Consider the following 14,812-nt stretch of genomic DNA (forward strand, 5'->3'; position numbering starts at 1 on the left):
TGATATCACGTCTGTCAAGATGAAAAGGCCCGCCTAGTCACTGACTGGGCGGGTTATTTTTGTGGTTAAGATTTTGGCCAAGTTTGTCGTAAACGTTTAATCAATGGCCGCACACGGGTGCTAGCTGTGGTTAAGTAGTTGGCGTAGATCGGTTGATGCGTACTGGCATCACTAATTGGCAGGCAAATACGTCGTTCATCGGCTGGTAATGTTTCGGTCGAGAAGCGCGACAAGTTGGTTGTAAAGTAAGGAAAATCTGAGTTTTGAATGATCTCACTCAATGCTTCTGGCTGTTCTTGGTAGAAGAATTTGGCCGTTGGAATCGCTTGTTGAACAATGGCTCGCCAAGGGCCAATTTCGTGTAATACAATAAAGCTGAGATCGTTTAATTCAGAAAAATTGACCGCAACTTGATTAGCTTGATACATAAATTTGCTCAAATTAACGGATAGGTCTTCAGTTCCAATTGGTTCTGCCGTAATTGTGTGATCAGTCAGCGCTTGATTTGATAAGAGTAATGAGACTTTATGTTGTTTTAACGCAGTTGTCAATTGATCAGTCGTTAATAACTGTGGCCAAATTTTTAAAGTGTGATCAGCGATTGCCAGGTGTTGAACGAGTTGCAAGGGACCTGGTAAGCTGGCGCCAACTGTTAAAGCTTGTTGGGTTAAGGCAAAGTTACGAACTTGGTTGGTTAATTGTTGGTTAGCCACAATTAGCTGTGCGGCCTGTTTTGCCGCAAATTGACCAGTTGGTGTCAGTTGAATCCGGTTAGGTTGACGATCAAATAAGGTAACACCTAGTTCAGCCTCTAGTTTTTGCATGCCGCGCGTTAAGGTCGGTTGGGTCACATGTAATTGTTCAGCCGCCGCGGCCAAGGTGCCAGTTTCTGCAAATGTCACGAGCTCTTGTAATAAATAGTTATCAAGCATAGTAAAAACTTCCTTTAGGATACGTTAGTCGTATACTAGCATAGCTAAGTAGTCATGTTCAACTGTTAGTTTCGGCAGTATGCTAAAGCCATGTTAAAAAACGAAAGGATCTTTAAATGATGTCAACTATTCCAACGATTATGTTAAATAATGGTGTTGAAATGCCACAATTAGGTTTCGGTGTCTTCCAAGTACCGGATCTCGCTGAATGTGAAACGGCCGTAGCCACCGCATTAGCAACTGGCTATCGTTTGATCGATACGGCCACAGCCTATCAAAATGAAACCGCGGTTGGCCAAGCAATCGCCAAAAGTGGACTTCCACGTCAAGATCTATTTATCACGTCTAAATTGTGGGTATCTGAGTTCACCTATGAACGGGCTAAGCAGGGTATTGAAGATTCGTTGAACCGCTTAGGATTAGATTATCTTGACTTATACTTATTGCATCAGCCATATGGTGATACAATGGGGGCCTGGCGAGCTTTAGAAGAGGCTTATCATGCCGGTAAAATTCGCGCGATCGGGGTGTCCAACTTCTATACCGATCAACTAAAAAATCTGGAATTAACAATGACGGTGCAACCAGCTGTCAATCAGATTGAGATCAATCCATGGTACCAACAAACAACTGAGGTGCAATTTAATCAAAGTGATAACGTTCGGGTGGAAGCCTGGGCACCATTTGCGGAAGGTAAGCAAGGTATTTTTACCAATCCTGTGATCGGTGCGATTGCGAAACAACACGGTAAAACCAATGGCCAAGTTATTCTACGCTGGTTATTACAACGTGGCATTACAGTTATTCCCAAGTCGGTTCATCAAGCCCGGATGTTGGAAAATATCGATGTTTTTGACTTTGAATTGACCGACTCGGATATGCAAATCATGGCGGGGTTGGACCAAGGTGTGAGTCAATTTTTTGATCATCGTGATCCCGCAACCATTGAACAAATCTTTGGTAGTAGCTTGAAACAATTACATTAATGAAGTGAGGTAAGAAATATGCAAACACCAATCAAGTTAAATGATGGTCGTCAAATCCCCGCAATCGGTTTTGGCACCTTTCAAATTCCAAATGATGGCTCAACTTACAAAGCGGTCAAAGAAGCCTTAACAGTCGGCTATCGTCATATTGATACGGCTGTTGCTTACTTCAATGAAGCTGAAGTGGGACAAGCAATTAAGGATAGCGGGATTCCACGTGATGAAATCTGGGTGACTAGTAAACTTTGGTTACAAGATTACGGTTTTGATGCTGCGACTAAGGCGATTGACCTATCTTTGAAAAAGCTAGGCTTAGATTATATTGATCTTTACTTATTACACCAGCCATATGGTGATGTACCTGGTGCTTGGCGGGCCTTAGAAGCAGCGCAACAAGCCGGTAAATTAAAGTCAATTGGCGTTTCTAATATGACACCGAAATATTGGCAACAATTTGTGCCACAATTTAAGGTTGTGCCGGCGGTTAACCAAGTTGAGTTCAACCCTTATTTCCAGCAACAACCACTACGTCAATTATTGGTCGCACAAAACGTCAAGTTGGAAGCTTGGGCGCCACTTGGTCAAGGTAATCAGTCTTTGTTGAATGAACCAGTGATTACAGCCTTAGCGACTAAGTACCATAAAGATGCTGGACAAGTCATCTTGCGTTTTGAAAACCAAGAAGGTATTATCGTCTTTCCAAAGTCGGTTCATTTGTCACGGATCAAGAGTAACTTAGCAATCTTTGACTTCACGTTAACAGATACAGAAATGGCTCAAATTCGGGCATTGGATACTGGTAAAGGTCGTCATGATCCCGATACGCCGGGGTTAGAAGATCGGTTGTTACATGCTTTTGATGTGCATGCCGACGATTAGATTAATGAATTAAAAATCAATCACAATAGCCAAATGATGCCGATCAAAACAAGCTTAGTCCTCAGTTAACGCTGAGGGCTAAGCTTGTTTTTGTATTAGTCACTAAAGGTTGAAAGTTAGGTTTTAGCAATAATCGTTGATATGATAAGCATTCATCGATCAAAACTAGTCATACTTGCCACCTACCGTTCGCCCACATTGGGCCGGAACGCTGTGGGCGGACCGGTTCAGCCAAAAAGGCGGTCTGGACCGTCGTTTTGAACCACTAAACCCGTGTTTCAAAAGCGCCTAGCTCTAAGCGATAAATCGCTAAGAGACTCCCACGGCTGGGCTCAATGTGAGCTCACTCTCGGTTATAATAGTGATCGCTAATTAACTAGCATCCGCATGATAACCGGAGTCAGCCAGTGATGGCGCCGGCCGTGACAACATCGTAAGTCCGGATGATTTTTTCCGGGCTTACGATGTGGACGACTTTTGAGCCTAGCGGTTTTGGCTAGGCTTAAAAGCGAGGTGGAAGCCCGCACTTTGGCTGGAACCGGTCCCCACAGCCGGTAGAATCGCTGGCTGGCGTAGGTGAAAAATTTAATCCAACTTAAGTCAATGTTGCTAAGGTTTCGACCAATACATTTAACTTTCAACCTTTAGTTAGTCATTTAAAATAAAACTATTTACTGGCACTCGTGAAACGTGATTCGTAATCGGATTACGAATCAGTGTCGTACTCTTCTTTGACCAGCTGGCAATATGACCAGTGATGGGAAAGGTATTGATACAGTGACGGCCGTTTGCCCCTAGAATTGCTAAGGAGACATTGTCCAAAGTCGACAGATTAGTCAGTCGCTTCGCCGGATTCCCAAAAATGGTTGTTGAGATAACATGCTGAACCCCAGCATCTTTACTAATTTGATCAAATTGACGTTTAAAATGATAGGCCAATCGTTCCTCATTTAATTGAATTTGTTGGTTAGTTGCAAGTTCCATATCAACGACATGAACCAGGTACAGCGTTTTCTGTAAATGGACCGCCAACTGGGCAGCCTGTTCAACCACAAATAATGATCGATGACTATTATCCACACCAACTAAAATGACATTACCTTGTACCATCTGATCGCTCCCTCAAGTATGACAATGATAATTCAGATTTGTCTACAATTAAATTGTACTTGACTGCTAAAGAAGCATGTATCAGATGACCTTAGATCTATTACTTAACTATCGTTTAACTTAGTTGTTGGTGAGTCCGCCATAGATTTGATCCAGGTTCCATTTCATCATGGTGTAATACGTATCACCAGTTGATCCCTTGCTAGCTAATGAATCCGTAAAAATCTTAGCATGAATTTTTAAGCCAGTGGACTTAGCCACTTTTTGCATCGACTTAGGCGAGACTGAGGATTCGACAAAGAGACTTTTGACATCAGAATTATCGATTTTTTTGAGTACGGATCGTATCTGTGCCGGTGTCCCTTGTGATTCCGTATTGATTTCCCAGATATAAGCGGGAGTCACATGATAAGCTTTTGAAAAATACTTAAAGGCGCCTTCAGAAGTGACCAGTAACCGTTGTTTGGCCGGGATATCTTTGAATTTTAATTGTGCGGTTTCATGTAGTTTTTGTAATTTAGCCACGTAGGTTTTTGTGTTACGCTGGTAAAATTTGGCATTTTTGGGATCAGCTTTTTGCATGGCTTTAGACATCGTTTGGACGTACTTGATGCCGTTAGCCAAGTCTAACCACGCATGTGGATCTTTTTCGTTCACATTTGTGGTTAAATGTAGCGCCTTAACTTGACCACTTGCCGATATGACATCTTTGCCAAAGGTTTTATGACTCGTTTGGACTAACTTCTTAAACCAGCCACTACCCCCAGTTTCTAAATTAAGGCCATTATGAAAGACGAGATCCGCAGCGCTTGTCTTCGAAACATCTTGTGGTCGGGGATCATACTCATGCGGATCGGTCCCACGCTTGACGATACTGTATAACTCAATCCGATCTTTACCGATGTTATGCACCATATCTTCTAGAATCGAGTTAGTGGTGACCACACGCAATTTGTGATTTTGAGTCGTCGTTTGGGTAGCAGGTTGGCGATGAATAAACCAGAACACACCACCGACAATCACGATCCACGCGGCTAACACCGTGATAACTTTTTTAATCATGAGCTAACACCGCCTTAGTTTTAAGTCGCTTAAAGCGGATAAACGCTTGTTTGGGTGAGCATACAAAGAAAATCAAGAAGAGCGCCGCAGCGACAAGGACGATGGCCGGCCCGGAAGCCCAGTTAAAGGAATAGCTCAAGTAAAGCCCGGCAATGGAGGTGATCACGCCGATCCCAGCAGCTAGAATCAACATTGTTTCTAACCGGTCCGTCCACAAGAAGGCCGTCGCAGCTGGAGTAATTAACATCGCAACTACTAAAATAATGCCAACGGTTTGTAGCGCAGAAACTGTGACCAACGTCAAGACTAACATCAAGGCATAGTGCATCATCTGGGTCTTTAACCCGTATGTGCGGGCAAAAGTTTCATCAAAAGACGTGATTAATAGTTCTTTGAAGAAGAAAATAACAAACGTTAAGACAATACATAAGACGATGGCCGTGGTTAACATGTCGCTATCACTAACGGCCAAAATATTGCCGAACAGAATATGATGCAAGTTTGTGGCACTTTCAGCCATTGAAATCAGGATGAATCCTAACGCATAAAAAGCACTAAAGACAATCCCAATTGACGTATCCGTTTTGATTTTACTGTGGGCAGCCACGAAACCAATCAGCAGAGCGGCTAAAATGCCGAAAATAGATGCTCCAATTAAAATGTTAATACCTAAGATATAGGCAATCGCGACCCCCGGTAAAACGGCATGAGAAATTGCATCGCCCATCAAAGACATGCCGCGCAAAATGATGAAACTACCGATGATCCCGGACATAATCCCGACCATGATGGCCGTCATGAGGGCGCTTTGTAAAAATTCGTATTTGGTTAAAGCTTGAATAAAGTTAGCAATAGATGTCATGATTGCGGCACCTCCGGTTGATCAAACAATACTGATGATAGATCAGTACTGAATGCCTGACTAATATTAGTGGGGTTATAAACGTCGGTCGTGGCCCCAGCCGCCACGATACCGTGATTTAATATCACTAACTCATCAAAATAGCGAGTCACTTTGTTTAAATCATGGTGAACGACAATAATGGTTTTACCGGCATCTCGCCACTGCTTTAAGATTTGAACAATCGCCGTTTCACTTTGTAAGTCGATCCCGACAAATGGTTCATCTAAAATAATAATTTCAGCAGCCTGGACAATGGCTCGCGCCACGAAGACGCGTTGTAATTGCCCACCGGATAAGTTACCGATCTGACGTTTCGCGAAATCTGAGAGACTTACCTGAGCTAAAGCGGCTAAGCTCGCTTGCTTTTCAGCTTTACCAGGACTTTTGAATAGGCCCAAATGACCATATGTCCCGGTGAGGACTACGTCTAAAACGTTGATGGGAAATGTTAAATCGATGTCTTTGCGTTGTTCAACATACGCAATTTGTTGACGGACGGCAGTTAACGGTTGATCGTTGTAAGTCGCAGTACCGTGTTTAGATTTGATCAGACCAAGCATCGCCTTAATTAAAGTTGATTTACCTGCACCGTTTGGTCCGATGATACCAGTGATTTTGCCTGCGTTAAAATTAACGGCAACATCAGTTAAGACTGGTGTGTCATCGTAAGCAACAGTGAGGTTCTTAATTGATAACATAAAAAGAGCCTCCAAGAAATAGTTTTTATTAATCTTCACAATAAGAATAACACGATAATTATTATTAACACAAATATTTTTTAGGCACGGTTAACTTTTATTGGTCATAGTTATAACTTTGACTAATATAAAACGCTCTAGCTAACCGAATCTAGCTAGAGCGCATTGGGGGATTCAAAAGTTAATGTTGCCGCCAGGTCTTAATTCCAAGAAAACCAAGCAACGCTAAGAGAAGTGCACCCAAAAGGGCTAATGCCCCATTTTGACTTTCGTTGGTTTGTGGTAATCCAGTACCTTGATGGCCATTTTGTGGGATGCCAGTTTGTCCGGTCATTGCGGTATTGAGCGCATTGCTTGGCAGCATCGGTGTTTCCGTCGTTGTCGTGCCGTGCGTCGATGCGCTCGGATAAGTCGGTGTCAATGGATAGCCCGGCTTGTTAGGCACATTTGGTCGATTAGGTGTCGTGGGCGTTTCCGGTTCGGTTGGCGTTGTCGGAACTTCTGGCTCACTTGGTGTGCCTGGTTCAGTGGGCGTTGTCGGTTCCTCCGGTTTGCCAGGGATGACTGGAATTTCTGGTTCACCGGGGACAATTGGTATTTCTGGATCATTTGGGTAAGCCTCATCGATAGCAGTGACTTCAACGGTCGACGTTTGATGCGCACTAATTGTAAATAACAGTGGGGTTGGGTTTAATTTGTACCCAGCCGGGGCTTTAATTTCAACAAATTTATATTGACCAGCGGCGAGTTTTGTCACCGTCAATTGTCCGGTTGCATCGGTCGTTAAGACCGATTGAATCACTTTTCCAGTCGCGGTTTGTAAATCGTAGACTGCACCAGCTAAATGTTTGTCGGTACCTTCAGCCTTTTTGATCAATGTAACTGATCCTAATGCCGGTTCGACAATTGGTGGTGTGGTTGATTTGGTATCTTTAGCGGTCACGGTGACATTGGCTGTCTGATCGTCCGTAATAGTAAATGGTAATGGTGTTTCGTTCAAGTCGTAGCCGGTCGGGGCCTTAGTTTCAACAAAGCTGTATTGACCAGCTTTTAAATCCGTCACCGTTAATTGACCATTAGTGTCAGTCGTTAGGCCACTCTTGATAACGGTACCATTTTGATCCTTTAAGTCATAAACGGCTCCCGCTAACGCATGTTGTGTTTTAGCGTCTTGCTTGGTTAATGTGACACCGCAAGTAGTTGAAACTACCGGAGTTTTGGCATCTGTAGCGGTCACTTTGACCATTGCCGTTTGACCTTTAGCAATTGTAAACGGTAGTGGGGTCGCATTTAACTCATAACCAGCTGGTGCTTGGGTTTCAACAAAACTATAATCGCCGAAAGCCAAGTCTTTAACTGTTAGTTGGCCTTGCGCATTAGTTGTCAGGCCACTGTTAACGACTTTACCGGTGTTGTCTTTCAGATCGTAAACCGCACCTGCCAACACAGCTTTTGTAGCTTGATCAGTTTTGGTTAACTGAACATCACCAGTGGTTGGGGTCTCTTTAGTATCCTTAGCGTTAACGGTCACATTAGCGGTCTGGCCCTTAACGATGGTGAAGGTTAGGGGGCTAGCATTTAACTCGTATCCAGCCGGCGCTTTGGTTTCAACAAATTGGTAATCTCCTAATGGTAAATTAGAGACCGACAAAGTGCCATCGCTGTTGGTCGTTAAACCAGTTTTGATGACTTTACCGGTACTGTCTTGCAACTCGTACACGGCACCTACTAAAACTTGACCATTAGTGGCATCGGTTTTAGTTAACGTCACACCGCCTATCGCATTATCACCATTACCGGTGCCAGTACCGCCGTACTGAATGTAAGCATCAGCGGATTTTCCATTCAGTGTAGCAGTGTTTTCCCATCCGAAGCCGCCACCATTTTCAGTCCCAATCGGTGTGGTTGCGTAGGACAAAAGAATGGCGTCTTGGACATCGTTAAAAGTAAAGGTAATAACATCACCATTAACGGCAACCGTTGGTAAGTCGGTTTTTCCATTTGGTTGGATCGTCCCTAGGATGTTTAGTTTGCCAATCTCAGTCGCAACGGAACCGTCCACATATTTCTGATTGGGGCTGAGTGTATCGGTAATAACGGCTTTCCCAATTGGTTGACTATTTGGGTTAATCGTGATTTGCCACTTTAATTTTGTTGGCATCCCATTGGCATCTTTCTCGGTGATAACGCCGACTTTGGAAATTGCACTACCTGCATCACTCGCGCCGCTATTATCACGTTCACCATAAAATTGTAGATAGCCTCGCCAAGTCTGACTGCCGTTAAGGGTTTGGGTGGCGGTGATTGTCCCAGTAGTACTGCCTTCTTTAATCGTGAATATCCCGATGGTTTCGCCGCCTTCAGTAACGATTGGAATCTTGGTATCATCTTTTGCGACCAACCCGCTTGGCAGGGTGACGGTCGCGGTATCGCCAGGTTTAACCGTTATATCGCTGGCAATTTGCCAATTGTACCTAATTTCATATGGCGTATCCTTTGCAAGGGTAGTGGTATCAGTCACAACCTTGCCATTTTGATCAGTGACAATGGCGTCATCGCCTTGCAACCCGCTTACTGGAAGCGTGGCCGCTGTGGCAGTATGTGACAACGTGATGATTGCTAATAAAGTCGCCACGATTATTAGCAATGTTGATATTAGTTTTCTACGCATAAAGCATCCCCTCCATGATGATGCGTAACTCTTCTTGACAATTCCCCAAATAACACAATTAGTTTAGAGCTAACTTAAAGTTCGTCAGCCGATTCACTAATTTTAAGTCACTATAGTTTATTAAGCGCTAACTCACAACTTAGAAATTTCAAATGGCAAAGTTAGGATATTGCCCGAACGTTATCAGTGAAACGTCAGTAAACCTGGTGAGATCAAGGAAAAAACCGTACTAGCTTATTATCTAAAATTATTTTTTTAATATTTCGAGTAGGAATAATTGATTTAAGGGGGTGATTAGTTTACGCGGTTAGTAGAACGAGCTAAGCATGAAAACGAGCATAATTATTATTAATAAATGGTTAACTTAAAATTAACCTATTATCAATAAAAAGCATGAATTAATTAGTGATATCTATAATATATTTTAATAGTGAATTTGCCATCAGATGGGCCTCCTTTAGATTTAAAACCATTTTAATCCAGTTGTGTATTGCAATGATTATGGCTACAAACGTTGCTACATCAGCGTTTGTAGACTGATTTCATATTGAATTCGATCAATTAAGGGACTATACTATTGTTGATTAATAAGGAATGATTTATTTTTTAATAAAAATCTGGGGATTCTAACGAATATCAATGTAAAAAGGGGTCGGTATCATGAGTCGGCATAATCAACGTAATCCATATTTAAACACACAACTACACTATAAGATGTATAAACAAGGTCGCTTTTGGTTATTTGCTGGGGTGATGGTCATAGGGATTTTCCAAGGCCAAGCAGCAGCCATTCAAGCGGATACAGTGACGGAAACTAGTACGCAAAGCAGTAGTAGTCAAGTGGTGGCTGACAGTTCTACTTCAACAAGCGTCACCTTGAGCAGTTCAACTGACAGTACTGCGGCAAATAGTCAGGCGCAAAGTGATAGCGCTGCCACTAGTGCAACTGCGGCAACGAGTACGACTGATGATCAATCAGCTGCGACCAGTGCAAGTTCACAAGCCACTTCAAGTCAAACGTCAACCACTAGTTCCAGTACAGTAACGGCCACGAGTGCGGGAACTAATCAGGACAGTGTCACATCGACTACAACCACCGAGACAACAACTGCTAAACAGGCGGCCTCACAAGCGACCGCCTCAACGACTACTGCAACTGCTAGTCAAGCCACCAGTCAAGCAACCTCGGCTAATGTTGACGCAACAGTTGCCAGTACAGAGACGACTGATACAACGAGTAACGCTAGTTCGGCTGCGGCATCATCAGCGAATACTGACCAAGCTGCTAATGTGGCCACTGCCGATTTAGCCACGAACACACAAGTTCAAACACCAGTAGCAGAAACAGTCACCACGCCAGTAACCACAGCTGCTGTCGTGGCTAGTGCGGATGTCGCCTTGACAGCAACGACTACGAACGATCAACAAGTGACTAATAAGCGGGCTTTGCTGATGCGGGCTGCTACGGTTGCTAGCGATATTGCCAGCGGGACAGCTGGTACTTGTGATTGGCGGATTGATAGTGCTGGAACGTTACATATGGGGGCTGGGACTTTAGCGGCTGGTGATTGGCAAAACTATACTAATAGCATTAAGGTTATTACTTTTGATGGCCCTGTAGTTGCCCCAGTTAATGCTAGTGGTCTCTTTAGCGGCTTGAAAAATTTAACGACCATTACAAATCCAGACCAATTAGATTTAAGCCAAACAACAACTGTATCAATGATGTTTGCTAATGATACCAGTTTGACGAGTGTAGATTTACACACTTGGAACACTAGTAACGTCACAAATATTCGTAGTATGTTTTGGCTAGATAACAAATTAGCCACTGTTAATATGGCTGGCTGGGATGTTAGTCATGTCACTGATTTCTCTGATGCCTTTTATGAGTGTGAGGCACTAACCACGCTACAGACAACCGGTTGGAATACAAGTAGCGCCACTGACATGCGGAACATGTTTTATCGAGATGGCGCATTAACTAGTCTTGATGTTAGCAACTGGAACACCAGTCATGTCACGAACATGCAACAAATGTTTGATGGTAACAGTAGTCTTGGAGCTTTAGATGTTAGCAATTGGGATACTAGTCAAGTAACCTCACTTTACTTAATGTTTTCAGGTGATTCAAAGCTGACTCAACTTGATGTCGGTAATTGGAATACCGGTAACGTCACGAACATGTCGGGAACGTTTGGCGGTTGTAAGGGGCTCACCACATTAGATATCGCTAACTGGGATACGAGTAAAGTGACAGTCATGGACAGTATGTTGGCCAGCTGCAGTGGTTTAACAAGTTTAGATTTGAGCGCTTGGAACACTGGTAATGTGACCACCTTCATGTTTATGTTCAGTGGCGATACCGGATTGACCAGTTTAAATGTTGCTAATTGGGACACACACAATGTCAAAAACACTGGTGGTATGTTTGACAGTACTTTAGGGTTAACTAGCCTTGATTTAAGCGGTTGGGATACGAGTAATGTCGTTGATGCGGACAATATGTTCGATGAAGCGAATAATCTCGTGACCTTAAAAACGGATAATTGGACCTTACCAAAACTCAAGGCTGCATACAACATGTTCTTAGACTGTTGGAATTTAGCCTCAATTAGCCAGACCGCTAACTGGGACCTGAGTAGTTTAACCGATGCTGGCAGTATGTTTATGAATGATTACGTCTTAACAACGTTAGATTCAACTAATTGGAGTTTAGCCAGCTTACAATCAGCTAAGCAAATGTTTGGTGAATGCCGAATTTTATCGACTTTAGATACGAGCAATTGGCAGATGGGTAATGTAACGACCATGCAAAACATGTTCATGGATGCCAGGAAGTTGACCAGCCTAGATGTCAGCAACTGGGACACTCATAGCTTACAAGATGCTACGCAAATGTTCATTAACGATATCGGCCTAACAAGCTTAGACGTGTCAAATTGGGACACGTCTAGCTTGACCTCAACTTGGAATATGTTTTACGACATGCTTAATTTAAAAACGTTGGACGTTTCCAAATGGGATACGGGCAACTTGCAAACCGCACAAAATATGTTCTATTGGGCTGCTAGTTTGGAAAACCTTGATACTAGCAATTGGGACACTCACAGTTTGACCAACGTGGCTGGGATGTTCGTTAATAATCAAAGCATGACCAGCCAAGATTTAAGTAAGTGGGATACCAGCAAGATCACCACAATGAAATGGTTGTTCTTCGGCGATACTGCATTGAAGACATTGAATTTAGCTAACTTTAATATGCGGGGGGCGTCCGATCAAAATATCGTGTTCTCTGGTGACACCGCGTTACAAACGCTAACATTAGGGGCCGATGCCGTATTACAAAGTAGTACCGTTAGTGCCGCGCTACCTGCAGTGCCAAGTAACGCTAGTTACACCGGACTTTGGGTCAACACCGAAGGGCAAACCTTTACGTCCGCTGAATTGATGGCGCTGTACGCCGCTGATTCAACGACCGCTGTCGCCGATACGTATACTTGGCAAATCAATCAGAGTAGTTTAGTCGTTAAAGATTTAACAATCATGCAAACACCAACCAATACGTGGCAAGCTGGCGACAACTTCGTCAGTGCGACCGACAACAATGGTCAACCATTGACTCTAGCTGATTTGGTTGTTGAGGGTTCAGTAGATACGAGCAAACCAAATGTCTACTATGTGACTTACGAAAACGGTGCATTCTATACCGGTGTTGCAACGATTACGGTTCAAGCAACACAAGCAAGTGTTGGCGCGCATGATACAACCGTGATTCAAGGTCAACCATGGCAAGCTCAAGATAGTTTTGTGAGCGCGACCGATGCGACTGGTCAAACGGTGGACTTTGGACAAGTCAAGGTCACTGATGATGATCAAGTTGATACGAGCAAACTTGGAACTTATGCGGTCACATATCAATACACTGATGCTAGTGGCAATGTGAAGACTCAGACCATTAATGTGACGGTCGTTAAGAGTCAAGTTGCCGTTAATGCTAAAGCAACGACGATTATTCAAGGGCAGGCTTGGTCTGCTAAAGATAATTTAGTTAGTGCCACCAACGCTGACGGCACAACTGGTGATTTAACCGCTGTCAAGGTGTTGAATGCTGATCAAGTTAACGTTAAACAACCTGGTGATTACCAAGTGACGTATCAATATACCGATGCTTATGGTAATGTTGCCACCCAAACAGTTATCGTAACTGTTGTGCCTACTCAGGCTAAAGTTGAAGCGCATGACACCACGATTATTCAAGGTCAAACTTGGGAACCAAGTGATAGCTTAGATAGTGTCACAACAGCGACTGGTGCCAAAGGTCATTTACCAGATGTCATGATTAGCGAAGCTACGGCCGTTAACGTTAAAAAGCCAGGTCAATACTCAGTCACTTATCAATATACGGATGTCTATGGTAATGTGGTCACAAGAACCATTACTTTAACGGTTGTCGCTACCAAAGCTAGTGTTAAAGCTAAGAATGTCACCGTTGATCAAAATACTAAGTGGACAGCCGTTGATGACTTTGTGAGTGCGACTGATGCAGCTGGTAAAGCCGTTGATTTTAACCAAATTAAGGTCCTTGGTGCGGACAAAGTTAATTTGGCGCAAGCCGGTCAATATTCACTAACATATCAATATACTGATGCATACGGCAATGTTGTTAGTCAAGTCGTGACTTTGACGGTTAAAGCCACTACTGACACTGGTAATCCTGATGTGATCACACCAACGCAACCGGATGATAACAACACATCAAGTGCGCCAGTTGATCAAACGCCAGCAACTAGTGCCGCTGATCAAATAAGTTCTCAAGCCACTGAACCAACGAGTGAGGCACAAGGTGCCACGATTACGGTGGCTAGTGCTAAACCGAAAGCTAAGGCGGCTACCACGACCACTACTTGGACTGGTGCTACGGTGTCAACTGGTCAAAAACCAACAAAAACGCTTGCTACTAAGCAGTCAAGCAGTCAACCAATGGTCAAAACGATGGCTAACCGACCAGACATGACTAAACCAACCGCAACGCAAGCACAACAATTACCACAAACTGACGAAACCACACCAAAATCAGCCGGCTTACTTGGCTTATTGTTAGGCTTAAGTACCTTAGGCTTAGCAGGGAGTCGTAAGCGGCGGCATAATTAGATATTAATCTTAAAAAATCAGTAAACCACGTCTTGTTGGTTTGCTGATTTTTTTTATTGCCTATCATGTATAAAGCGATAAATTTTTAATTATTTTTGATTATAGTAGTTAACCAAATTGGTGTTTTTTATGATTTTTCACAAAAAAATAATAACGATTTAATGTTTATATTTACTGACGTATTAGTTAGCCTTAGAAGTTAACAAATACAAAGCATAAATATCTTGATAATAGTTGCAAAATTATCGATAGTTTATCCAAATTTTGGGGGCAAATCTTCTCGGAAAACAACCAGTTCTTTCCAGATGTAGCATAGAAAATCATTGCTAAAAAGCCCGTTATTATGCCGTTTGACGACTATTATCAGTTGAAGCAACTAAATTAACAGCCTATACTATCGGTGTAAAGCAATTTGA

Annotated in this window: 9 protein-coding genes; 3 read left to right on the forward strand and 6 right to left on the reverse strand. The window is 43.1% G+C overall.

Annotation, left to right across the window (positions count from 1 at the left end):
• Positions 1 to 65 precede the first annotated feature (65 nt).
• Positions 66 to 932: a LysR family transcriptional regulator gene (locus FFM84_RS02625; protein WP_130843545.1), complete on the reverse strand. Its 867-nt coding sequence runs from the start codon at positions 930 to 932 to the stop codon at positions 66 to 68.
• Positions 933 to 1,051: 119 nt separating this feature from the next.
• Between FFM84_RS02625 and FFM84_RS02630 the strand changes: the two genes are divergently transcribed.
• Together FFM84_RS02630 and FFM84_RS02635 are read left to right on the forward strand one after the other, a co-directional pair.
• Positions 1,052 to 1,918, forward strand: coding sequence for an aldo/keto reductase (locus tag FFM84_RS02630; protein WP_130843544.1), 867 nt, complete (start codon positions 1,052 to 1,054; stop codon positions 1,916 to 1,918).
• An 18-nt stretch (positions 1,919 to 1,936) separates the two neighbouring features.
• On the forward strand, positions 1,937 to 2,797 hold the full coding sequence (locus FFM84_RS02635) for an aldo/keto reductase (RefSeq protein ID WP_130843543.1): 861 nt from the start codon (positions 1,937 to 1,939) through the stop codon (positions 2,795 to 2,797).
• A 648-nt stretch (positions 2,798 to 3,445) separates the two neighbouring features.
• On the opposite strand, the gene FFM84_RS02640 is transcribed toward FFM84_RS02635, so the two are convergent.
• From FFM84_RS02640 to FFM84_RS02660, 5 genes are all read right to left on the reverse strand, one after another.
• Positions 3,446 to 3,907, reverse strand: coding sequence for a universal stress protein (locus tag FFM84_RS02640; RefSeq protein ID WP_130843542.1), 462 nt, complete (start codon positions 3,905 to 3,907; stop codon positions 3,446 to 3,448).
• Positions 3,908 to 4,027: 120 nt separating this feature from the next.
• A complete protein-coding gene (locus tag FFM84_RS02645; RefSeq protein WP_371852212.1) occupies positions 4,028 to 4,969 on the reverse strand; it encodes a metal ABC transporter solute-binding protein, Zn/Mn family in 942 nt (313 codons plus the stop codon).
• Positions 4,962 to 5,831 carry a metal ABC transporter permease gene (locus tag FFM84_RS02650; protein ID WP_130843541.1) on the reverse strand — a complete coding sequence of 290 codons (870 nt, stop codon included), beginning with the start codon at positions 5,829 to 5,831 and terminating at the stop codon, positions 4,962 to 4,964. The genes FFM84_RS02645 and FFM84_RS02650 overlap by 8 nt, the downstream gene beginning before the upstream one ends.
• Positions 5,828 to 6,571: a metal ABC transporter ATP-binding protein gene (locus FFM84_RS02655; RefSeq protein ID WP_130843540.1), complete on the reverse strand. Its 744-nt coding sequence runs from the start codon at positions 6,569 to 6,571 to the stop codon at positions 5,828 to 5,830. The genes FFM84_RS02650 and FFM84_RS02655 overlap by 4 nt, the downstream gene beginning before the upstream one ends.
• Positions 6,572 to 6,752: 181 nt before the next feature.
• Positions 6,753 to 9,242 (reverse strand): MSCRAMM family protein, encoded by a 2,490-nt coding sequence (locus FFM84_RS02660; protein WP_130843539.1) that lies wholly within the window; start codon positions 9,240 to 9,242, stop codon positions 6,753 to 6,755.
• Between the two features lie 660 nt (positions 9,243 to 9,902).
• Between FFM84_RS02660 and FFM84_RS02665 the strand changes: the two genes are divergently transcribed.
• Entirely contained in the window at positions 9,903 to 14,396 is a 4,494-nt protein-coding gene (locus FFM84_RS02665; RefSeq protein WP_130843538.1) for a BspA family leucine-rich repeat surface protein, read from the forward strand.
• The last annotated feature ends 416 nt before the right edge of the window (positions 14,397 to 14,812 follow it).

Origin of the sequence: Lactiplantibacillus mudanjiangensis (assembly GCF_005405385.1) — a bacterium.
Lineage (GTDB): Bacteria > Bacillota > Bacilli > Lactobacillales > Lactobacillaceae > Lactiplantibacillus > Lactiplantibacillus mudanjiangensis.